19 protein-coding genes are annotated in these 21,817 nt (G+C 62.1%); 14 read left to right on the top strand and 5 right to left on the bottom strand.

The window, feature by feature from the left end; genetic code table 11:
• From D0550_RS27095 to hpnI, 3 genes are all read right to left on the bottom strand, one after another.
• Positions 1–425 (bottom strand): ChbG/HpnK family deacetylase (locus D0550_RS27095; RefSeq protein ID WP_116812326.1); only part of this gene is annotated, 425 nt, incomplete at its 3' end.
• A gap of 20 nt (positions 426–445) precedes the next feature.
• Positions 446–1,858, bottom strand: coding sequence for a hopanoid biosynthesis associated radical SAM protein HpnJ (gene hpnJ / locus D0550_RS27090; protein WP_116812325.1), 1,413 nt, complete (start codon positions 1,856–1,858; stop codon positions 446–448).
• The gene (gene hpnI, locus D0550_RS27085) at positions 1,855–3,063 is read right to left on the bottom strand and encodes a bacteriohopanetetrol glucosamine biosynthesis glycosyltransferase HpnI (protein ID WP_161966078.1); all 1,209 of its coding nucleotides are present in this window, start codon (positions 3,061–3,063) and stop codon (positions 1,855–1,857) included. Before hpnI ends, hpnJ begins: the two co-directional genes overlap by 4 nt.
• A 182-nt stretch (positions 3,064–3,245) precedes the next feature.
• Here hpnI and idi point away from each other — a divergent pair, with 182 nt between their 5' ends.
• From idi to D0550_RS27020, 13 genes are all read left to right on the top strand, one after another.
• Positions 3,246–3,863, top strand: coding sequence for an isopentenyl-diphosphate Delta-isomerase (idi, locus tag D0550_RS27080; protein ID WP_206606572.1), 618 nt, complete (start codon positions 3,246–3,248; stop codon positions 3,861–3,863).
• The gene (gene hpnH, locus D0550_RS27075; protein WP_116812323.1) at positions 3,848–4,984 is read left to right on the top strand and encodes an adenosyl-hopene transferase HpnH; all 1,137 of its coding nucleotides are present in this window, start codon (positions 3,848–3,850) and stop codon (positions 4,982–4,984) included. Before idi ends, hpnH begins: the two co-directional genes overlap by 16 nt.
• A gap of 27 nt (positions 4,985–5,011) precedes the next feature.
• Positions 5,012–5,656 (top strand): ABC transporter substrate-binding protein, encoded by a 645-nt coding sequence (locus D0550_RS27070; protein WP_116812322.1) that lies wholly within the window; start codon positions 5,012–5,014, stop codon positions 5,654–5,656.
• 15 nt (positions 5,657–5,671) lie between these two features.
• Positions 5,672–6,391 (top strand): isoprenoid biosynthesis enzyme family protein, encoded by a 720-nt coding sequence (locus D0550_RS27065; protein ID WP_116812321.1) that lies wholly within the window; start codon positions 5,672–5,674, stop codon positions 6,389–6,391.
• Positions 6,391–8,295 (top strand): 1-deoxy-D-xylulose-5-phosphate synthase, encoded by a 1,905-nt coding sequence (dxs, locus tag D0550_RS27060; RefSeq protein WP_116812320.1) that lies wholly within the window; start codon positions 6,391–6,393, stop codon positions 8,293–8,295. Before D0550_RS27065 ends, dxs begins: the two co-directional genes overlap by 1 nt.
• Positions 8,296–8,857: 562 nt before the next feature.
• Entirely contained in the window at positions 8,858–11,761 is a 2,904-nt protein-coding gene (locus D0550_RS27055; RefSeq protein ID WP_161966077.1) for a TonB-dependent receptor domain-containing protein, read from the top strand.
• Positions 11,762–11,859: 98 nt separating this feature from the next.
• The gene (locus tag D0550_RS27050) at positions 11,860–12,336 is read left to right on the top strand and encodes a hypothetical protein (RefSeq protein WP_153067364.1); all 477 of its coding nucleotides are present in this window, start codon (positions 11,860–11,862) and stop codon (positions 12,334–12,336) included.
• Positions 12,337–12,574: 238 nt separating this feature from the next.
• Positions 12,575–14,215, top strand: coding sequence for a cbb3-type cytochrome c oxidase subunit I (locus D0550_RS27045; protein ID WP_116812317.1), 1,641 nt, complete (start codon positions 12,575–12,577; stop codon positions 14,213–14,215).
• Between the two features lie 8 nt (positions 14,216–14,223).
• Positions 14,224–14,802, top strand: coding sequence for a cbb3-type cytochrome c oxidase subunit II (locus D0550_RS27040; protein WP_116812316.1), 579 nt, complete (start codon positions 14,224–14,226; stop codon positions 14,800–14,802).
• 17 nt (positions 14,803–14,819) lie between these two features.
• On the top strand, positions 14,820–15,377 hold the full coding sequence (locus D0550_RS27035) for a c-type cytochrome (protein ID WP_116812315.1): 558 nt from the start codon (positions 14,820–14,822) through the stop codon (positions 15,375–15,377).
• Positions 15,378–15,533: 156 nt separating this feature from the next.
• Entirely contained in the window at positions 15,534–16,004 is a 471-nt protein-coding gene (locus tag D0550_RS27030) for an SCO family protein (protein ID WP_161966076.1), read from the top strand.
• Entirely contained in the window at positions 16,001–16,570 is a 570-nt protein-coding gene (locus D0550_RS27025; RefSeq protein WP_116812313.1) for a hypothetical protein, read from the top strand. Before D0550_RS27030 ends, D0550_RS27025 begins: the two co-directional genes overlap by 4 nt.
• Complete coding sequence (locus tag D0550_RS27020) at positions 16,567–17,994, top strand: aminotransferase-like domain-containing protein (protein WP_116812312.1); 1,428 nt, start codon at positions 16,567–16,569, stop codon at positions 17,992–17,994. The genes D0550_RS27025 and D0550_RS27020 overlap by 4 nt, the downstream gene beginning before the upstream one ends.
• A gap of 41 nt (positions 17,995–18,035) precedes the next feature.
• Here D0550_RS27020 and D0550_RS27015 read toward each other — a convergent pair whose 3' ends face one another.
• Together D0550_RS27015 and D0550_RS27010 are read right to left on the bottom strand one after the other, a co-directional pair.
• A complete protein-coding gene (locus D0550_RS27015; RefSeq protein ID WP_116812311.1) occupies positions 18,036–19,520 on the bottom strand; it encodes a pectate lyase family protein in 1,485 nt (494 codons plus the stop codon).
• 47 nt (positions 19,521–19,567) lie between these two features.
• A complete protein-coding gene (locus D0550_RS27010) occupies positions 19,568–21,124 on the bottom strand; it encodes a pectate lyase family protein (RefSeq protein ID WP_116812310.1) in 1,557 nt (518 codons plus the stop codon).
• A 394-nt stretch (positions 21,125–21,518) separates the two neighbouring features.
• Between D0550_RS27010 and D0550_RS27005 the strand changes: the two genes are divergently transcribed.
• A complete protein-coding gene (locus D0550_RS27005; RefSeq protein ID WP_116812309.1) occupies positions 21,519–21,812 on the top strand; it encodes a GYD domain-containing protein in 294 nt (97 codons plus the stop codon).
• Positions 21,813–21,817 lie beyond the last annotated feature (5 nt).

Genomic DNA, 21,817 nt, shown 5'->3' with positions numbered 1-21,817 from the left:
GCCCGTCGCGGCAAAACGCCTTGAACTGTGCCCGTATTTTCGCAGGACAGTTTGCCGGCGCAATTTTTGTCGGTTGAAGAAACGCGAAACCGAAACGCATCGATCACCATGCGCTTGCCGAATCTGCCTGAGGCATCGACGAGTAGCGGGATCTGCGCGCGTTCCAGAATCGCTGAGCCGTCCACCAGCACGATGTGCAGGCCGACGCGCAGCTGCGGCAACCGCTGTGCGCGGCGCACGGCATCGGCGGCAGCAGACCCACTCACCATCAGGCTCGCCGCAGTCAGCACCCCGCGACGTGCCGCCAGCTCGACTGCTTCGTTTACCGATTCGCGTTCGCCGAAGTCATCCGCAGTGATGATTAGGAAGTCGCGCCGCGTTCGCGCTGCTCGTACCGTGCGGGAGTCGTCTGTCACAAAGAGCATGATGGCGGTGCACGCTCGTTTCAGCGCGCATGCAGGAAACGGAAGAATTCCACTCCTTCGCGCAGACGGCGCTTGGTCATCTCCCAGCTGGTCATCATCTCCATGGTCAGCTCGGCGATCTTGCGCGGGCGGAAGTAGAAGTTTTTGTAGAACGTCTCGACGCCGTGGAAGATCTGCTCGGCGGACAGATGCGGATAACTGATCGGCTCGATCTGCACGCCGTGCTCATCGACGAGATCCGCGGCGTTCTCGGACAGCCAGCCGTTTGCGAGCGCCTGCTCATAGAGCTGTGTGCCCGGATAGGGCGCGGCGAGGGAGACCTGAATGGTGTGCGGATTGATCTCCTTGGCGAACTCGATCGTCTGGCGAATGGTCTGCTCGGTTTCGCCCGGCAATCCCAGGATGAACGTACCGTGGATGGTGACGCCGAGCTCGCGACAGTCCCGCGTGAAGCGCCGCGCGATGTCGGTTTTGAGACCCTTGCGCACGTTGTGCAGGATCTGGTCGCTGCCCGACTCGTAGCCGACCAGCAGCAGCCGCAGGCCGTTCTCTTTCATCACTTTCAATGTTTCATACGGCACGTTCGCCTTGGCGTTGCACGACCAGGTCACGCCGAGCCGGCCCAGGCCGCGCGCGATCTCCTCCACGCGCGGGCGGAAATCGGTGAAGGTGTCGTCATCGAAGAATATTTCCTCGACCTGCGGCAGGTGGTCGCGCACCCATCGCACTTCCTCGACGACGCTGCGCGGGCTGCGGACGCGGTAACGATGACCGCCGACCGTCTGCGGCCACAGGCAGAAGGTGCACTTGGAGCGGCAACCGCGCCCCGTATAGAACGATACATACGGGTGCTTCAGATAACCGATGAAGTAGTTCTCGACGTGCAGATCGCGCTCGTACAGCGGGGTCACCCAGGGCAGAGCGTCCATGTCGGTGATGAGCGGGCGCGGCGCGTTGTGCACGATGGTGCCATCGACGCGTCGATAGCTCAGGCCCACGATCTCGCTGAGTGGTCTGCCGCTCGCGACCTCCTGACAGGTGTAATCGAACTCTTCGCGCGCTACGAAATCGATGGCCTTGGAGGCTGCCAGCGAGCGCTGCGGATCGACTGCCACTTTGGCGCCGACCATGCCGATGAGCACGCCGGGCCGGTCGTCTTTGAGCGCCTCGGCGGTGCGCACGTCGGCGGCGAAGGAAGGCGAGCTTGTGTGCATGATGACGAGATCGAACTGTCGCGCGATGGGCAGCACATCGGTGAGGCCCAGCCCATCTGCGGGCGCATCGAGGAGACGACTGTCGGGCACCAGTGCCGCAGGTTGTGCAAGCCAGGTCGGATACCAGAAGGAGCGGACCTCGCGCTTCGCCTGATAACGGGCGCCGGCGCCGCCGTCGAATCCTTCATATGATGGTGGATGCAGGAACAGTGACTTCATGGTTGAGTCTCCGCGGTCGCCCGTTCGCCGGTACGTTGCATGGAGCCGTCGCGCTCGACGTCGAACACTCCGGCGCGCCAACGCACGCGGCGGCTCGCAAAGCTCCAGCACCACAGCGCGAACGTGAGCAGATCGCCGACCGGCACGAGCCATGGCGGTGCGCAGGCCGGCCGCGCCAGACGATGCAGAAGCACTCTGGCCACCACGGCTGTCGCCGCCAGGCCCAGAACGATCGAACTGGCGCCAGCGAGCAATGTTCCTAACGCAGCCACGGGTACGGTGAAGGTGATGCCGAGAGGACCGTAGCTGCGCGGCTGCACCGAGCGGATTGTGCGCAGCCAGCGCAGCTCGTGGCGGCAAGCCGAGCTGAAGCTCGGTTCGGCAACGACAGTATCGACGGTGCGGTCGACCGCCACGGTTTTCAGCCCGAGGCGGCGTGTGTGCTCACCGAGCCAGTAATCGTCCGCCAAGACATCTGCGATGGCCTCGAAGCCGCCGAGTCCTGCGAGCGTCTGTCGGCGCAGAGCAATCGTGACACCGGAAGTGAACGTCGAGCTGCCGAACAGGCGCGCGACGCGCACCGCGGGCATGAACCATTCATTGATGAAGAGCGCCACTAGATGAGACCACACGCCACCGATAGCTCGTGCGCGGTAAAGGGAAGTCACCAGCCCGATCGCTGGATCCGTCAGCGGCGCCGTCACGCGCCGCAGGTAGTCTGGATCGACGATCACATCGCTGTCCGCTGCAACCAGAATCGGGTGGCGTGCCGCGGGCAGCATATTCGCGAGATTACTTACCTTGCCGTTGCTGCCATGCAAGCGCGAATCGATCACCACGACGATGTCCTGTGCCGGCAGTTCCGCCTGCAGCCGGCGCACGGTTGCGAGCGCAACGTCGGCGGGATCCTGCACGCCGAACACGATCTGGTAGTGCGGGTGGTCCTGTACGCAGAAAGTTCTCAGACAGTGGTAGAGATTCGGCTCACTGCCGCACAGTGGTTTGAGAACCGTGACCGGCGAGCAACACTCAGGGGGAACAAATGCCTTCGCGTCAGCGCCCTGAACGTAGTCGTGAGCGCGCAGCAGCTGCGCGCGCTTTGCCGCCAGGGATTCGGCAAAACAAGCAAGCAGCGCGTACGCGCTTGCCAGCGCTGCCAGAGCAATACCAAATGTTTGCAGCGTGATCTGCGCGATCGTGAACACGGCGGCAACCTTTTGCTTGCAGTGTGTCGGCACTAACGCGCCGCTCGTGAAGATGGGCTCGCAGATACCGCTGTTGTGGAACTGTATGTGCGTGGAGCGGATTTATGCCGCAGCTTTCGAGCTGAGTGGCGTGCGCGTTGTGATGACCTTTCGCACACCTCAGCGGTAAACGGAGGTGGGCCTTGAACGAGCAAAGCAGCGAACAAGATGCCCTGCGGCACGCGCTGGTCTCATCGGATTTCGAGCCGCTCATCCTCGTCGATGCCAGCGACCGCGAAGTCGGCTTCATGAGCAAAGCGCGCTGTCATGAAGGTCGAGGAGTGCTGCATCGCGCCTTCTCGTTGTTCATCTTCAACCCTGAAGGCCAGCTCCTCATGCAGCAGCGTAGTGCAGCCAAGCGGCTGTGGCCCGGTTACTGGTCGAACAGCTGCTGCAGTCACCCACGGCGCGGCGAGTCGCTGCAGTTGGCGGCTCATCGACGGCTGTGGCAGGAGTTGGGCATGCGCTGCGCGCTTACGCCGCTCTTCAAGTTTCGCTATCAGGCACAGTTCGACGCCACCGGTGCGGAGAACGAATTGTGCTCGGTCTACATCGGTTGTAGTGATGGGCCGGTGCGCGCCAACGTGCACGAAATCGCAGACTGGTGCTGGATCGATCCGTCGGAACTGCAGGCCGAGCTACAGCGCGGCGCGCGGAGCTTTACTCCCTGGTTCAGAATCGAATGGATGCAGATCTGGACGCAGCTGCGCAGCGCGCTGCCGCGGGCACAACACGCGAGCGGAGCATGGGTATCCCGCTGATTCAGAAGTATCGGATCGGTCGCTATCTGCTGACGCAGAAGCTGCGCGGCCGGGAGCGTTTTCCGCTGGTGCTGATGCTGGAGCCACTGTTCCAGTGCAATCTGGCGTGCGCAGGTTGCGGCAAGATCGAGCATCCGAAGGAAGTCCTGCAGCGGCGGATGAGTGTCGAGCAGGCGCTGGCCGCAGTGGATGAATGCGATGCGCCGGTGATCTCGATTCCGGGTGGCGAGCCGCTCATTCACCGGCAGTTGCCGCAGATCGTCGCGGGCATCATCGCCCGTCGCAAGTTCGTCTATCTGTGCACGAACGCGCTGCTGCTGGCCAAACATATCGACGAGTACCGGCCCTCGCGCTATCTGGCCTTCTCGATCCATCTCGACGGCAACCGCGAACGCCACGACGCCTCCGTATGTCAGCAGGGTGTGTACGACAAGGCAGTGGCGGCGATTCGCCTCGCTCGCAGCAAGGGCTTTCGCGTCACGGTCAACTGCACTTTGTTTGCTGGTGAGGACGCGTCGCAAGTTGCTGCGTTCTTCGACGAAGTGATGCGGCTGGATATCGAGGGAATTACTGTCTCGCCGGGTTACAGCTATCAGCGCGCGCCGCGCCAGGATGTGTTCCTCGGTCGTGCCGCGAGCAAGCGACTGTTCCGGGACATCTTCCGCGCCGGCCGTCGTGACCGCAGTCGCTGGGCTTTTACCAATACGAGCCTGTTCCTGGACTTCCTCGCCGGCAATCAAACGTATCAATGCACACCCTGGAGCAATCCGACGTACAACCTCTTTGGTTGGCAGCGCCCTTGCTATCTGCTCGATGAGGGCTATGCCAGCAGCTTCCGCTCGCTCATGGAGGACACGGATTGGGACCACTATGGCGTCGGCCGCAATGCGCGTTGTGACAACTGCATGGCGCACTGTGGCTACGAGGGAACGGCGGTCAACGACATGTTGGCGCACCCGTTGAAAGCAATGCGCGTCAGCCTGCGCGGGCCACGTGTGAGCGGCCCGATGGCGCCGGAGTTGCCGGTGCTATACGCGTCGCGCCCCGAGCCGCCAACGGCTGTAATTCCTGTCACTGCGATCCGGCACGCGGCGCGTGGAGATCGTGCTCGTGAACGGTGAACACTTGCACTTCAGACGGAGACCGAGATGGATGTGGAATATGAGAGGCGGCAGCTCGCGGCGCGGCGTGTTCTCGCCTCCTTGCACATCCGCGCAGCGATACTCGCGATGCTCTGCGCGCTCGGTGCATATGTCCCGGCGGCGGAGGATCTGCCTGCGTCGGCAGTGGTCGAGAAACTTCAGGCGGCACTTCTCGACGCCATGAAGAATGCCAAGACCCTCGGCACGCAGGGCCGTTACGAGAAACTGAAGCCGGTCGTCGAAGAGGTGCACGACTTCGCATACATCCTGCGAGCGATGCTGGGCTCGAGCGCGAGTCAGCTGACGCCGGAGCAGTTCAAACAGGCGGTCGCCGAGTTCGCCGACGGCAGTGCACGGATCTACGCGCACGAGTTCGACAACTACTCCGGTCAGCACTTCGTCACGTTGGAGGAGAAGCCGGGGCCCCGCGACACGCAGGTCGTGCGGACGGCGATGCAGGCGCCGGGCAACCCGGATGCTCGCTTCGATTATCTGTTGCGGCAGTCCGACGGGCGATGGCGCATCGTGAACACGATTGCCGAAGGGGTCAGCCAGCTCGCGATGGATCGCTCGCAGGCACAGTCGGCGTTGAAGCAAGGCGGCTTCGACGGCCTGATGGCCTGGATCCAGGGCCGCGTGCCGAAAGAATGAGGATGGGCTACGAGCATGTCGCGTCCTTGTCGCTCCGAGCTCAGCCCCACCGAGTCGTTCGCGGCACAGTTGCATGCATGGCACGAGCGAATGCATGTCGCGCTCGCCAGACGGTTGCCGTCAGCCGATGAATCTCCTGCGCGCTTGCATGCGGCGCTACGCAGCTGGGTGTTGGACCGAGAAGAGCGCGAGCATCCGATACTGATGTTTGCTGTGGGTCGGACCATGGGCTTGCGCGAGGAGCGCGTCGAAGTCGCCGCGTGTGCGCTGGAGTTGCTACATCTGTTCGTCGAAGTGCACCGTGCTCTGCCGGCGCTGGCACGTGATGAGCGGGCGCGAGCACCGCATCCGGCGCTGCAGGCCTACGATGAGGCGACCATGCTGCTGGTCGGCGATTCGTTGCCGCCGCTGGCATTCAATCTGATCTGCGTCGATCCCGACCTGCGGGTGGCTGCGAAGGTACGGCTGCAGCTCGCTGCCATGCTCGCGTCCACCACTGGTTCGCCAGACCAGACAGGTCGTGCGCATCATTGTGCCGGCGTGCGCCTGGCCATCGCCTGCCGGCGCAGACCTCCCGGCAGGAAGGTGAGGGTGCTCCTCACAGATTTCGAACGCGCGCTGGCGCTGTCATGGTCAGATGCCTGTGCGGTGCTGCCACGGCGCGGTGAGCAGGTCGAAGCGCTACGTCGAGTCACGTGCTGGCTCGCTGAGCGCGACGCCGAACGGGGGGCGTGATGAACGCAAGTGAGCGCTTCCCGCTGCTGTCGACGATCGAATCTCCCGCCGACGTGCGGCGGCTGCCGGCGACGCAGCTGCGGCCACTGGCCTGTGAACTGCGCGAATTTCTCATCGAGACCGTCAGCCGCATGGGCGGTCATTTCGCCGCGGGGCTCGGCACCGTCGAGCTCACCATTGCTCTGCATTACGTGTTCGACACGCCGCAGGACCGAATCGTCTGGGATGTCGGCCACCAGGCATATCCACACAAGGTGCTGACCGGTCGGCGCGATCGCCTGCACACCATCCGCCACAAGGGCGGTCTGCTGCCGTTCCCCGGGCGGCAGGAATGCGAGTACGACACCTTCGGCGTCGGCCACTCCAGCACGTCGATCAGCGCGGCGCTGGGAATGGCGATCGCCGCTCAGCGCAGCGGCTCGCCGCGCAAGATCGTCGCCGTGATCGGCGACGGTGCGCTGAGCGCAGGCCTCGCTTTCGAAGCGCTGAACCATGCAGGCGCGACCGACCTCGATCTGCTGGTAATCCTCAACGACAACGAGATGTCGATCTCCGAAGCCGTCGGAGCGATCTCGAACTACTGCGCGAGCCTGCTGTCGGGCCGGTTGTATTCGCAGCTGCGCGAGCGGAGCAAGCGCGTGCTGCGCAATCTGCCGAGCGCGTGGGAGCTGGCGCGGCGTTCCGAGGTGTTCGTGAAAGGCATGGTGCTGCCGGGGACGATCTTCGAGGAGATCGGCTTCAACTACATCGGCCCGGTGGACGGGCATGACGTCGATACGCTCACCGCGACGCTGCGTAACGTGCGCGATCTGCGTGGCCCGCAGCTGCTGCACGTGGTCACGCAGAAGGGCAAAGGCTATGCACCTGCCGAGAGCGATCCCATCAAGTGGCACGGACCGGGCAAGTTCAACCGCGAGACCGGTGAGATCTTCAAGGAGCCGGCACCGGGGCTCACTTACTCACAGGTGTTCGGTCGCTGGATCTGCGACATGGCGCAGTCCGATCCACACATCGTCGCGATCACGCCGGCCATGCGCGAAGGCTCGGGCCTGGTGGAGTATTCGAAGCGCTTTCCGGATCGCTACTTCGATGTGGCCATTGCCGAGCAGCACGCGGTCACGCTGGCGGCGGGACTCGCCTGCGAGCAGTGGCGTCCGGTCGTGGCGATCTATTCCACATTCCTGCAGCGTGCCTACGATCAGCTGATTCACGACGTCGCCTTGCAACGCCTGCCGGTAGTGTTTGCGATCGACCGCGGCGGGCTGGTCGGCGGCGACGGCGCGACACATCAGGGTAGCTACGACCTGACCTATCTGCGCTGCATCCCGAACATGGTCGTGATGGCGCCGGCAGACGAGAACGAGTGCCGACAGATGCTGTACACGGCAACACGGTGCGGCTGTCCCGCAGCCGTGCGTTATCCGCGGGGTACAGGCCCGGGCGTGCCCGTCGAGAACACGATGACGGAGTTGCCGATCGGCCGGGCGCAGACACGCCGTACCGGTCGGCTCAAGCTCGCGGTGCTGGCATTCGGCGCGATGGTTTCGCTCTGCGAGCGCATCGCCGAGCGCCACGACCTCACGCTGATCAACATGCGCTTCGTCAAACCGCTCGACGAGGAACTGATCTTGCGGCTGGCGCAGACGCATCGCGCGCTGGTCACCGTGGAAGAAAACGTCATCGCCGGCGGCGCTGGCAGTGCAGTGAACGAGTGCCTGCAGGCGCATTGCATCTGCATTCCGGTACTGAACTGTGGCATTCCGGATCGCTTCATCGGGCATGGCTCGCGCGAGGACAATCTGCAAGAGGCCGGGCTCGATCAGCGAACGCTGGAGCTTGCGATCCTCAAGTGGTGGCGCTCGCAGTTGCGTGTGATCCGCGCCAGTGCCTGCGTCAGTGCGTAGCAGAGCGCATCGAAACAGTGCGCGTTCGCAAGTCACGGCGCGGCCGACACAGTAACGTTGAGTTTGCGCCGGCACAGACACTCGGGAGTGTCGCTTGTTAGTCGCTTATCTTGCCAATTTCGCGCGCTATCGAATCCGGCGTTGTTCACTGGCCAAAAAACGCAGAGTTGTATGCAACGGTTGCTGTAAGGCGAGGGTTGTTTGGCACTAGAAGCCGCTGGATGGCGTTTTCAGCCGGCGTCGTCTGTGGTTTTCCGGCACGAGCGCAACAAAATTTCCGAGTGTCAGCTACGTTTGTATGCTGAACCAAACATCGGTGTCGATCGCGGCATTCGTGTGAACTCGTTGAATATAAATATCTATTTGTGAATTTCACGACGTAGTGCGCAGCAGGCTGGGCGCTTCCCGCAACATGCGATGCGTCAGTACTCTCCGCGCGGCCCAGGGCGGGCGCCGGACCGACACTCGTTGTCTCCCAAGTTCGCAGGGCGTGGCCATCGCAGCGGCGCGATGAGCCGCTCACATGTTTCTAAAACATCCAAGAACCGCGGAGAAACAGTTAATGACCTGCAACAAGGTGATCCAACGCGCTGTGCGGCGTGCACTATTAACGGGCATCGCAGCTGGCCTCGCAGGGCCAGTAGTCGTACACGCTCAGGACCAACAGATCCACGAGGTGGTCGTCACCGGCTCGCGTATCGCCAAGCGAGACGCCATAGCCGACACGCCGATTCTCACCATCGACCAGGAAATTCTGGCCGATAGCGGCCGCAACACCGTCGATCACTACCTCAATACGCTGCCGCAGATTTCGCCCAGCTTCGGCTCGCAATCCAACAATCCCAGCCAGAACGGCCGCGCACACATCGATTTGCGCGGACTGGGCATCAACCGCAACCTGGTCCTGATCAATGGCCGTCGCGGCATGGGCTCGGGCATTCAAAGCGGCGGTGGCGTGGTCGACGTCAACACCATTCCCGCGGCGCTGATCGAGCGCGTCGAACTGATCACCGGCGGTGCCGCCGCGACCTACGGTCCGGACGCGATCGCCGGCGTGACCAATTTCATCCTGAAGAAGAACTTCGACGGCTTCGCGGTGAACAGCAGGTACAACATCACCGAAGAGAACGACGGTCAGGAGTGGGGCGCCGACGCGACGTTCGGCGGCCAGTTCGCCGACGGCCGCGGCAATGCCGTGTTCAACATCAGCTACTTCAAGCGCGACCCCATCTACAAGGGCGCTCGCGAGTTTGCCCGCCACGCGTCCAACACGACCGTCGCGTTCCCGAACGGCTCGTGGACGACCGGCGTGAATACGCCGAGCGCGGCCGCGATCGGTCAGCAGTTCAGTGGGCCGTGCGCCGCCAACGGCGGCTTGGGCGGCTTCGGCTTCAACCCCGATGGCTCGATGTTCTGTACCGGCAACGCCACCCTGCCGATCGTCGACTACACCGGTCCGGCGGAGCACAAGGCCCAGGCGTTCCCGCACTTCTCGTTCGAGTTCGAGCCCGACAACATCCTGGTGTTGCCGATGGAGCGCTGGAGCCTGTACTCCAGCTTCGACCTGGAAATGAACGAGCACTTCAAGCCGTACGCGACCGCGCAGTTCACCAACTACAACGCCTTGCAGCAGCTGGCGCCGACACCGGCCAACGGCACCACGGGCTTCACCATTCCGGTGACCAATCCGTTCGTGCAGGCCAATCCGCAGCTGATGGCGCTGCTGGCGTCGCGAGACAATCCGAACGCACCGTTCGCTTTCAACAAGCGCTTCAACGCGCTGGGCGGCCGCACTGGCTACAACACTCACGACGTCTGGCAGTTCACCCTGGGCACCACGGGCGACATCGTCGGCAGCTGGCAGTATGACGTCTACGCGTCCTATGGCCGCTCGGTGCAGAACGAAGCGCAGGGTGGCAACGTGCGTCTCGACCGCACCCAAGCGTTGCTCAATGCGCCAGACGGTGGCGCCTCGGTGTGCGCGGGCGGCTTGAACCTGATCGGCGCGGCGCCCATCAGCCCCGAGTGCGCGGCCTACATCAGTCTGGAAGCGAAGAACCTCACCACCATCGAACAGCACATCATCGAAGGCGTCGCCAACGGTGCATTGTTCAATCTGCCTGCCGGCGAAGTGCGCGCCGCCATCGGCGCGAGCTATCGCGATCTGATGGCCGACTTCCGACCGGATAGCGGTCTGCAGCCGGGCATCGTGGCGGGCTTCAACCAGCAGCTGCCGATGAATGGCCAGCTGAACTTCACGGATGTGTTCGGCGAACTCTCGATTCCGCTGTTGTCCGGACTGCCGTACATGGAGAGCCTGTCGTTGACGCTCGGCGCTCGTACCACCGACAGCAACGTGACGGGCTCGGATGAGACCTGGAAGAGCACGCTCGACTGGACGATCAACCCCTGGGTGCGGATGCGCACGGGCTTCCAGCATGCCGTGCGCAGCCCGAACATCAACGAGCTGTACGCGCCGGAGACCAACAACTTCCCGACCTTCACCAACCAGGATCCTTGCAATACCAGCGGCCCGATCGCGGCGTTGTATCGCAACGGACCGAACGCAGCTCAGGTCCGGGCGCTGTGCGCGGCGCAGTCGGCGGTCGCGGGTGGCGCGGCCTACGTGCAGCCCGCGGGCCAGGCCAACGGTCTCGTTGGCGGCACTGCGAATCTCACACCGGAGAAGGCGGAGTCCTTCACCTTCGGTGTGGTGCTCAACTCGCCTTGGAACAGCAGCCCGGCGCTGGAGCGTCTGTCGCTGTCGATCGACTACTGGTCGATCGATCTGAAAGACGTGATCCTGCCGTTGGAGGCCGCGACCATCGTGCAGCGCTGCTTCAACTTGAACGGCGCCAACCCGACGTACGACATCAACAACCAGTGGTGTCAGATGTTCAATCGCGACGCGGGCAACGGCGGCGTGATCGAGTTGGAGCAGTTCTCGGCGAACCAGGCATTCATCAACACCAGCGGCATCGACCTGTCGTTGAACTGGGGCCTGGGTCTGGGCGGCTTCGGCGAGCTCGGCTTCATGCTGGTCGGCACCTGGCTTGAGAAGTACGAACAGCAGACCGACCAGGCCTCGCCATCCTTCGACTTCGGCGGCACCATCGGCGCGCTCACCGGCCAGTCGCTGCCGGAGTGGCGGGGCACATTGGTGACCAGCTACTCGTACGACAACCTCAACGTGCAGGCCACGACCCGGTACATCGGCTCGATGGATCATCGCAACACGAGGAACGGCGGCTCGCCGATCTCGAACACCGGCGTGCCGTCGACGTGGTATGTCGATCTGTCCGGTCGCTACGAGTTGACGGAGGCCGTTCGGCTGCGTTTGGGTGTGACCAACCTCACCAACCAGCTGCCGCGTCTGTACGTGCCGAACGTGCAGTCGAACACCGACCCGGGCCTGTACGACGTGCTCGGTCGCAGCTACTTCGTCGGCTTCGAAATGCGGATGTGATCGTCCTCACCGGATGATCTGTCCGGGTCGATTGGGGCGGAGAGGGAGCTCCGCCCTGCTTTACGTTGCTGCCGTGGCGCCCGGCGCCGATTAGAATCATGGCAATGAAAATCATGACTCGCTGTGTCTTTGCTCAGTGCGCGTTGGTGTGTGCTGCCCTCGCGCACTCATCCACACCGGATCCGGTCGCTGCTTGTCGTGCCAGGCATGCGGAGCAGCCGTCCGAGCACATCGCCTGTCTGGAACGAGAGCTGCGTGCCCGAAGTGATGCGCCCCAGGAACAAGCCATCGCTCAGCCCAGTCTCGGCGCCGAGCAGGTTCGCGCGGGCCGCTCGGAAGAAAGCGTCGACCAGATAATGGTGGAGATAGAAAGTGCGACTTACGGCTTCGAAGGCCTCGGGCTGTTTCGCATGACGGACGGCCAGGTCTGGAAAGCCTCGGAGAGCACGCCCCGCGAACAACGCCTCGAACCCAGCAAGCGCTACACCGCGCGCATCCAGCGCGGAAAAGTCGGCGGCTACAGAATGCACGTCGAAGGCGTGCGGCGGATGATCAAGGTCAGGCGTGTGGAATAGGGGCTCCTTGCCAATTCTTGGAATTGCGAGCCAATGCATGAGTGAGGAACGCACTCATTTGCTTCGGTAACGGCGCGGAGGCGATTTCAGCCTGTACTCAGGCGCGAAGTGGAATCTGTTCCAGTGGATCATGGCCGGCTCTGTATCTGTTCCAACTTGCCGCGCCTGCCTAGGCTTCATCTAGCACGTTCGGCTGACCACCCGAGTCCTTCAGGTCGGTCTGCCGTATGGATGAGAGATGAACATCAGCGCCATTCTGACCAGTACATACATCATTTCGATTCTGGGCCTTCTGGTTTTCATTTGGTCGCTGCGCAAGGGGGGCGGGCAGTCGCGGCCGACTGGCGGGCGTGTAATTTTCGAGCCTGGTGAAGTCGGGCAGATCGAAGAGCCGTCTGCCGATGCCGCGAAGCGCCAGTTACTGCAAAACATCAGCGATGCCGGCGGTGCTCACGCACTTGGTCCTGTCGAGTCGCGTGTGCGTCATGACGCCGATATGTCCACGGCAAAACCGGTGCTTCTGTTACTGAGCACCGCTGTGATCTGGTTGGTGGTCGGTTCGGTGGCGGGGCTCATCAGTTCTGTCAAGTTGCACGAGCCCGATTGGCTGGTGCGCCACGCCGTGTTGACTTTCGGGCGGCTGCGTAGCGTCCACTTGAACGCAGTTGCCTACGGCTGGACTTCCCTTGCAGCGCTAGGCATCGCGACCTGGTTGTTGCCGCGCCTGTTGCGAACCCCTCTGCGTGGCGCCCATTTCACGTATGCGGGGGCGCTACTGTGGAACATCGGCTTGATGCTCGGCCTGTATTCCGTCGCAATGGGAGTCACCGATGGCATGGAGTGGCTGGAGATCCCCTGGCACATTGGCGGACTGTTCGCCATAGGTGGCGCATTGATGGGGGTGCCGCTGTTGCTGATGCTGCCCCGCGCCCAGGTCGATCACCTTTATGTGTCCGTTTGGTATATCGGTGCGGCTCTGTTCTGGTTTCCGATCTTATATGTGGTCGCCAAGATCCCTGGTTTGCACGTAGGCGTACAGCAGGCCACGATGAACTGGTGGTTCGGCCACAACGTGCTGGGCTACTTCTTTACCCCGATGGCTCTCGCGGCGGTGTATTACTTCGTGCCGAAGGTCATCGGCCGACCCGTCCAGTCTTACGATCTTTCGTTGTTGGGGTTCTGGACCCTGGCGTTCTTCTACGGACAAGTCGGCGCCCACCATCTCATCGGCGGGCCGATTCCCGTTTGGCTGGTCACTCTGTCCATCGTTCAAAGCGTCATGATGGTCATTCCCGTCATTGCGTTCTCCGTCAATCAGCACCTCACGATGCGCGGCCACTTCAGCGCGCTGAAGTACTCGCACACGCTGCGGTTCGTGTTGTTCGGCGCAATGATGTACACGGTTGCTTCGGTGCAAGGCTCGATGGAGGCGCTGCGCGCAGTAAACAACGTCACTCACTTCACTCACTTCACCGTTGCCCATGCGCATCTTGGCATGTACGGTTTCGTAGCGATGGTGCTGTTCGGGGCCGCGTACTTTGCCATGCCGAGAGTGCTGGATATCGAGTGGCCCAGACCCAAGCTCATTTCGCTGCATTTCGGCTTGGTGCTGGCGGGTTTCGCTGTCTACATCATTGCTCTGAGTGCTGGGGGATGGCTGCAGGGGTTGGCGCTGCTGGATCCGGCACGCCCCTTCATCGACTCGGTCACGCTGACGCTGCCGTTTCTCAAAGGCCGTTCACTGGGCGGTCTGCTCATGACAGCAGGGCACTTGGTGTTCGCGTACCACTTCGGCTTGATGTTCGTAGCTCGACTGTGGCCCGCGTTCGTGCAAATCCCATCCGACCCGCCACGGCTCAATGCTCAGGCACAGAGCTGAGGTGAATCATGAATAGCGGCTGCAAACTCATCGCCGGTGCCCTCACGACGATGGCGCTAGCTACCAGCGCAATGGTGGTACTGCCTTATCTTCAGGTTCGTGACTTGGATCCTCCGCAGGAACTGCAACCCTACACTGCGCAGGAGCTCCGCGGTCGCTCGCAGTACATCACGCTTGGGTGCATGTACTGCCATACCCAACAGCCTCGGGGGGCGGAGAGCGGCGTAGATTTTCAACGTGGCTGGGGGCGCGCATCGCTCCCCCAGGATTACACGTACGACTCTCCACACCTGCTCGGCACGATGCGCACTGGCCCGGATTTGCTGAACATTGGGGCGCGGCAGCCGAGCATCGATTGGCATCTCGGACATCTGTATCAACCGCGGGCGTACGTCGTGGGCAGCAACATGCCTGCATTTCCATTTCTGTTTGAGCACAAGCTCCAGGCAGAGGCAGGGGAGTACGCGGTAACGCTTCCGCCGTCCGAAGCGCCCGAGGCTGGAGTGATCGTCGCCCGGCCCGAAGCGATGGATCTCGTGAAGTATCTGTTGTCGCTCGATCGCACTTATCCGGCGCCGAGCGAGTGACAGCGAGGACTCACACCATGAACAGCAGCCAAGTTCGTCATCGCGAGCGACCTGAGCCGCATGAAGCCGATGCAGGTATTCCTGGTTACATCTTTGGCTTGATCGCGGCGCTCGTGCTCTGGGGCGCTTACTATTTGTGGACCGCGCCGATGCAACGAGATCTGCGCATTCCAGCAGCCGCGACCACGGTGGATGGGGGGCAGCTCTTCGCGGCGAACTGCGCGGCGTGTCACCAGCCGACCGGTCTGGGTCTGACTGGTGTGTTTCCGCCCCTGGCGGGCGCCGAATGGGTGACCGGCGATCCGCGAGTGCTCGCACAAATTCTCCTCCATGGAATCAATGGCACATTGGCGGTGAAAGGAACTCTCTACTCGGGGGCCATGCCGGCGTTTGGAACGCAGTTCGACGATGCGCAGTTGGCTGCGATCGCCAGCTATATCCGCAGCAACTGGGGCAACAATGCCGAGCCCGTGCACGCCTCACTGATTGCAAGCGAGCGTGAGAGGTTCGCCACTCGTCAGGCCCCGTGGAACGGGCAGAACGAACTCGAGTCCACGATCATGGACGGTAGTTGAGTTCTCCGCATGCGCTCCATTGCAGCACTCCTGGTTGTGATGCTTGGCAGCGCTTGGGCTCTTGGGTGGGCCACGGACGGGTACAGCGCTCTGACCAGTGAGCAGGCGAGACGCAACACAGTCGCACGTGAGCCGCGCGTAGTTCCGGACGCGCGCGTGACTTTGCACGACGGTGTGCATGTCTCGCTTCGATCGCTCGTTGCGAAGCAACCGAAGAGCACGCTCATCACCTTCGTGTACACGCGTTGCACGACGATCTGTGTCGCACTTGGCTACGAGTTCAAGCGCCTGCAGGAGCAGATCGCGGACAGTGGGCTCTCGCAGAGCGTTCAGCTCCTGAGCATCAGCTTCGATCCTGAGCACGACACTCCACAAGTGTTGGCGCAATATGCCGGTCGCATGCGCGCTGATCCTGCCATCTGGCGCATCGCCACGATCGAGGATGAAAGTGAATTGGAGCAACTGCTGGACACCTTCGGTATCGTCGTCATTCGCGACGAGCTCGGCGGCTTTCAGCACAACGCGGCGTTTCATGTCGTCGCTCCCGACGGCCAGCTCTCTGAAATCGTCGATCTGGCGAAGCCGAATCAAGCTCTGCAACGCGCGCTTGCGAGGAGTGAGCGATGAGCGCTCGATCGCGTCTCCTCGCGTTGGCCGTGCCGATACTGCTGATGTGCGAGCCGCTGCGGACTCAAGCCGAAGCGTCTATGTTGCGTCACATGCTTGCAGTGTTTCCGTTGCTCTTTGCATCAGGATACGTTTGCGCGGGCGCGATTGGGGAGCGGGTTCGTGCAGCATTCGCACACTGGGATAGTCACGGCATTTCCGGGCTGGTGTTCGTGAGCGCGGTCTTGACGGTCTGGATGATTCCGAATGCTCTGGACATGGCCACGACCGGACTGCCCGTCGATTTGGCGAAGACCGTTTCGGTGTTCGCGGCTGGGCTCGTCTTTGCGCTATCTGTGTCGCGGGCGAGTGCGGTCATCCAGCTGTTCTTTGTCGGCCAGTGGGCGACCATGACGATCTTCGTTGGCGTGCTGTTTCAATCTCTACCAAGCCGGCTGTGTGCTGCGTATCTACAGACGGATCAGGCGCGAACGGGGGAGGGGCTCGTGGCGCTTGCAACCATCGTCGCAGGCACTTGGGCCTTCGGTGCGTGGCGCACACAAGCGCGTGAGAGCCAGCAAGCATGAAGCTGTACGAGCAACTGGTTGAAGACCTGACACGTCTCATTCGCGAAGGCGTTCTGCGGCCGGGCGATCGCATGCCATCGGTACGCAAGCTGACACGCTCGCATTCGGTCAGCCCAGGCACGGTGTTGCAGGCCTATGGTGTGCTGGAAGATCGCGGGCTCATCGAGGCTCGCACACGCTCCGGTTACTACGTTGCCGCACGCCGCAGCGCCGGCCTGCGCCCACCTTCTACTCATCGACCCGATGGCTGGTCGACGCCAGTGGACGTGAGCGAGCTGGTCTTCCATCTGCTTGCCTCCACCAGAGACCGCGATCTGGTCCCCTTCGGATCGGCGTTCCCAAGTCCACTGCTGTTTCCGTTCAAGCAGCTCCTCCGCGCTTTCGGATCGAGGGGTAAAGAGTTCGACCCGTGGCAGACGGTCAAGGCGCTCTCGCCGGGGAATTTGCAGCTGCGGCGGCTCATCGCGCGCCGCTATCTCGAAGGAGGGTGCTCGCTGAGCCATGAGGACATCGTCATCACATCCGGCGCAATGGACGCCTTGACGTTGTGTTTGCAGACGGTGACGCGACCTGGCGATGTCGTCGCGATCGAAACGCCCACCTTCCCTCCAGCATTGCAGGCCATAGAAGCAGCCGGCCTGCGCGCAGTGGAGATTCCTACCCATCCAATTCACGGCGTCGACCTGGACGCACTTGAACAGGCGCTACGGCGCCATCCCATCAGGGCTTGCTGGTTCATGCCTACGTTTCAGAACCCCCTGGGCAGCCTGATGTCCGACGCGGACAAGAAAGCGTTAGTCGAGCTGATAACGCATCACGACGTTCCTTTGATCGAGGATGATGTTTACGCGGAGCTGTACTATGGGAGCGAGCGCCCAAAGCCGGCTAAGGCCTACGACACCGCTGGCCTGGTGCTGCACTGTTCTTCGTTCTCCAAGAATCTGGCGCCGGGATTTCGCGTAGGTTGGGTCGCGCCCGGGCGCTACGCGAAACAGATCGAGCAACGCGCACTGATCAGCTCTCTTTCCGCCAGTGTTCCTGCGCAACTGGCCATCGCTGAGTACGCCAAGAAGGGCGGCTATGAACGGCATCTTCGGCAATTGCGACATACGCTCGGCGTCCAGCAACAGCAGATGCTGGAGTCGATCAGTCGGTACTTCCCTGAAGGATGTCGAGTCACGAGTCCCGCTGGTGGCTATTTTCTGTGGGCGGAGCTTCCGGCGACAGTGGATACTTTGGAAGTGCATCGCGAAGCGATGGAGGCGGGTATCAGCATCAGTCCAGGTCCGATGTTCTCTGCAAAGCGCGAGTTCCGCCACTGCCTGCGCCTGAATTACGGCCACCTCTGGTCAGAGCAGATCGAAAAGGCGCTGCAGGATCTGGGGAAAATCATCAGTCGTCACACCGCATCTGGGGCGAGCTAGAGCGATAGTCGCCTATCGTCGACAGGGCCGCCGATGTCTTCTCAGAGGATTTCCACCTGGTCGATGTTCGCCAGATCCTGACCGGTCGACTCGAAGCGGATCGTGTTCGAGGAGGTGTTGTTGAGCGTTACGCTCACGTCCTGCAGTGCCCAGGTAGTCCAGGCACCCGTCGAGTTGAACGTGATGTTCGTGCCGACTCCATTTACGACCAGGCGTCCCGTGCGCGCAGCTGCAACACCGAGGGCATACCGGATGCGCAGCGTCTTGGAACCACCGCCGCGGCCGTCGATGTTGTTGATCTGTGAAAAGCCGCCCGTCGTCGATGCGTTCACGTAGCCCGTGCCGTTGAATCCTGCATTCGTGCTCTCGAAGACCGTGCCGCCGCCCACGGTGCCATTCTCGGTTTGATAGACATTGTTCGCAGGACTGCCTCCGCATACGTTCAGCACGGCCGCGGCTTCCTTCAGGCCCTTGCCCGATCCCGCGGCGTTCAGCGCTATGCAACGCGACACATCGGGCGAATACGTGGTGTACGTGTACGGTAGTGCGATCGGAAACGTTGCTGTCGTCGTCCAGTCGGTTGCCTTTTGACATGGCGTGCTGCCGGAGCAGGCTGTCCAGCGAATGTTGAAGCGCGCGTTGTCTGTAGAGCTGCGGGCGTTGTTATTGCGCAGGTCCCATTGGCCGAGGATCGATGACTGCGAGAACACCGGGTTGAGCGCATTCTCGAAATAGTTGTTTTCGACCAGGACGTGCCCACCCATGCGCGGGTTGATGCCGCTGCCCGTGATGTTGTTGTAGTAGTTGTTGTAGACGTGCACATAGCCAAAGCGCTGGAAGGGCAGGCGCGAGCCGACGTTGTCGTAACGATTGTGCGCATACGTGACGCGACGCTCGGCGCTGTCGGTGTCGCTCGCGCCGATCAGGCCCACCTTCGCATGGTCGTGAATGTAGTTGTACGAGACGGTGATGAAGCTGGCCGAGTTCTTGATGTCCAGCAAGCCGTCGAACGTCGTATCGTCATCCGGCGTGCCCGGGCAGTTGATGTTCCGCGTATACAGCTCGTTGTGATCGATCCAGACGTGGTGCGCATTCGCCTCGATGCCGATGAGGTCTCCGTTGCTGGCGCCGCCCGGCAGCAGGCCGATCTTCATGTTGCGCACGATGATGTTGCCGGACGAGCCTTTGATGCGAATGCCGAAGTTCGCGGACGATCCATCCAGGCCGAGGACGGTGATGTCGTTCTTGCTACTGATCGACAGCTCCTGCGCGGGCTTGCTCCACTGGCCACAGATGTTCGCGAGGATCGGCGCTTCGTCGAAGGTGCCGTTGTAGTGCAGAACAAGGCCGCCGCTGCCCGAGTAACCATTGACGGCTGATTGCGCAGCCGAGAGCGTGCTGACCACGACCGGCGTGGCATTGCCGCCGCCGGTGACGTTGCCAGCGAAGCCAGGGACGACGGCCTTCGCGGGTGCCGCGCCGAGCAGCGCGGTCACCACCAGCACCTTCGCATGTCGAAGTTTCATCTCGTCCTCCTGTGGCTCGACTTCCTTGTCGATTTGGATCGTTCCCGTTACGGAGAGATCTTGCCGACTCCGGCGTTGCCCGTGACGATCGATGGAATGTTTGCGGAAGGGTCGAGTGTGTACGAGTAGGGCACCGTCACCGTGCACGTCGAGTCGAACTGGCCATTGGCAATCACCGGAATCACCAGCGCGCCATTGCCCACCGAGCGGCTGTAGCTGATGGAATCCAGCGTGTTTGACCGGGTCTGCCAGCAGCCGGCTTGCGGGGAATCATCCGAAGCAAGCAGCGGATTGTTGGAATTCTTGAAGTAGTTGCCTTCGACGAGCACCCGGCCGCCCATGCGCGAGTTGATGCCGTGGATCATGTCGCTGTTGCTCACGTTCGACCAATAGTTGTTATAGGTGTGCACCAGTCCATGGCGCAGCAGCGGCGTGCGCTGCTCGATGTTCTCGTACCAGTTGTGATGGAACGTGATGTTGGTATTGGCAGCGTCGTCGTCGCTCGATCCGATCAGACCGGCTCGGCTCGAGTTGCGATAGTGGTTGTAGGACACGGTGACGTTCGTGACGCCTGCCTTCATGTCCAGCAGCGAATCGTAGCCGCTGGATTCGCCACCGCTGGCTTCCAGGGTGTTGTGGTCGACCCAGATATTCGTGACCGAAGACTCCATGCCGATCGCGTCGCCGCCGTTGGAAATGGGCGAGCCGCTCTTCTTGACGTTCTTGATGTGCAGGTTCTGGATGATGATGTTCGAGGTATTGCGCAGATGAATGCCGATCTGATCCAGCACGCCGCGATTGGCGACGCCGATCAGGCTGACATTGCTGACGCCCTTGAACTGAATTTCCGTGGCGGTGGTATCGCAGCTGCCGGTGGCTCGGGTGGTATTGGCGTGCGTGATCGTCCCGTCGACTCTGATGATGAGCGGCGTGCTCACGCTGGCCCGAGCGCACAGCGCAGCGTTGATTTCGGCGCCGGTGCGTGCGGTCACTACAGCGCCACCTGTGCCGCCCGTAGCGGTCCTGCCAAATCCGACTGGACTGCCAACGCTGCCGCCGCCACCGCCGCCGCCCGATCCGCTCACCGTAATGGCAAAGGTTTGCGTCGAGCTTGCGCCACAGCTGTTGGTGTACGTCGCGGTCGCCGAACAGGAGGCAGTCGGATTGACAGTCTGCTGGCGCGCCGTCCCGGACGTGCCGCAGCCGCTCCACGACCAGCTACCGCCCGATGACGGCGTTGGAGCGAAGCTCACTTGTGCGCCGGAGCTGATGGTGGCGCTCGCGGTCTGAGTCCCGTTGATGAAGGGAGTGATCGCTGTGGGATTGCATGTGCCGCCGCCGCCGTCCGTCGCGCCGTACGAGCAATAGCGCGGAGTGCCGACATTGATCGTTGGAAACAATGAAGCGGAGCAGGTGAGTGGCCCGGTCAGCGTCGCATACACGAACGTGCCTGCCTTACCGTACGCCACCGATCGAGTGCCGCTGAACGTGCACGTCTCGCCCTCTTTGGCGCACTTTGTATAACCCGTTGGATAGTCGGTAGCCGCGTACGCGCCGCTTGCAAATACAAACAGCGCCGTGGCGCATAACGCCCTGACAATCATGAGCAGTCCCCCTGAGGTTCGATGTGTTCCGTCACGTGATGAGTGCGCAGCGGACGGCGTCGCTCGCCGCGCTGCCCTCATCATTCGGCGGCAACGCTAAATGCCGCATGACACCGGTGGCAAGTGGGGGATTCGCCGGGTGAGTAGCGAATTGCGTACGCGCACGCGGTGCTGAAACAAGCAGAGGCCTGTCGGCGAGAGTTTTTTTCTGCACGTCCTCTGGCACGCGTTTTTTTGGTTATTGGTTATTGGGCATGCTCCTCATACGCACTATCTTCGCGAGCTCAGCAGCGCTAATAGTCGTCGACGCAAATCCTGCTGCAGGCAGGGGATGCAGACCGCAGGGTTTGCCGTCATAGAAACCTGCACATTCCTCGTGCGAAGGAGACCAGCCATGGCCACCTACATCTCGCTGCTTCGATACACCCAACAGGGAATGGAGAAGATCAAGGAAAGTCCCGCCCGACTCGATGCGGCCCGCAAGGCCTTCGAGCAACTTGGCGCCACCCTCAAAGCCTTCTATCTGGTCACCGGGCAATACGATGCGGTCGTGATCGCGGAAGCCCCTGACCCGGCGACGATGGCGAAGGCATCTCTGGCGTTAGGGGCTCGCGGCAACGTGCGAGGCGAGACGCTCCTCGCTTTCACGGAAGATGAATTTCGCAAGATCGCTGGCGCGGTGCCGTAAGGCGC

It is taken from the genome of Steroidobacter cummioxidans, from assembly GCF_003104955.1.
This window is presented reverse-complemented; position numbering and strand designations above follow the sequence as displayed.

Excerpts from the sequence above, each read along its gene's own strand:
- dxs (WP_116812320.1), top strand. The coding sequence starts at position 6,391 with ATGAACGCAAGTGAGCGCTTCCCGCTGCTGTCGACGATCGAATCTCCC.
- D0550_RS27025 (WP_116812313.1), top strand. The coding sequence starts at position 16,001 with ATGAGCGCTCGATCGCGTCTCCTCGCGTTGGCCGTGCCGATACTGCTG.
- D0550_RS27050 (WP_153067364.1), top strand. The coding sequence starts at position 11,860 with ATGGCAATGAAAATCATGACTCGCTGTGTCTTTGCTCAGTGCGCGTTG.
- D0550_RS27065 (WP_116812321.1), top strand. The coding sequence starts at position 5,672 with ATGTCGCGTCCTTGTCGCTCCGAGCTCAGCCCCACCGAGTCGTTCGCG.
- D0550_RS27020 (WP_116812312.1), top strand. The coding sequence starts at position 16,567 with ATGAAGCTGTACGAGCAACTGGTTGAAGACCTGACACGTCTCATTCGC.
- D0550_RS27070 (WP_116812322.1), top strand. The coding sequence starts at position 5,012 with ATGGATGTGGAATATGAGAGGCGGCAGCTCGCGGCGCGGCGTGTTCTC.
- D0550_RS27055 (WP_161966077.1), top strand. The coding sequence starts at position 8,858 with ATGACCTGCAACAAGGTGATCCAACGCGCTGTGCGGCGTGCACTATTA.
- D0550_RS27010 (WP_116812310.1), bottom strand. The coding sequence starts at position 21,124 with ATGATTGTCAGGGCGTTATGCGCCACGGCGCTGTTTGTATTTGCAAGC.
- hpnH (WP_116812323.1), top strand. The coding sequence starts at position 3,848 with ATGGGTATCCCGCTGATTCAGAAGTATCGGATCGGTCGCTATCTGCTG.
- hpnJ (WP_116812325.1), bottom strand. The coding sequence starts at position 1,858 with ATGAAGTCACTGTTCCTGCATCCACCATCATATGAAGGATTCGACGGC.
- D0550_RS27045 (WP_116812317.1), top strand. The coding sequence starts at position 12,575 with ATGAACATCAGCGCCATTCTGACCAGTACATACATCATTTCGATTCTG.
- D0550_RS27040 (WP_116812316.1), top strand. The coding sequence starts at position 14,224 with ATGAATAGCGGCTGCAAACTCATCGCCGGTGCCCTCACGACGATGGCG.
- D0550_RS27015 (WP_116812311.1), bottom strand. The coding sequence starts at position 19,520 with ATGAAACTTCGACATGCGAAGGTGCTGGTGGTGACCGCGCTGCTCGGC.
- D0550_RS27005 (WP_116812309.1), top strand. The coding sequence starts at position 21,519 with ATGGCCACCTACATCTCGCTGCTTCGATACACCCAACAGGGAATGGAG.
- D0550_RS27035 (WP_116812315.1), top strand. The coding sequence starts at position 14,820 with ATGAACAGCAGCCAAGTTCGTCATCGCGAGCGACCTGAGCCGCATGAA.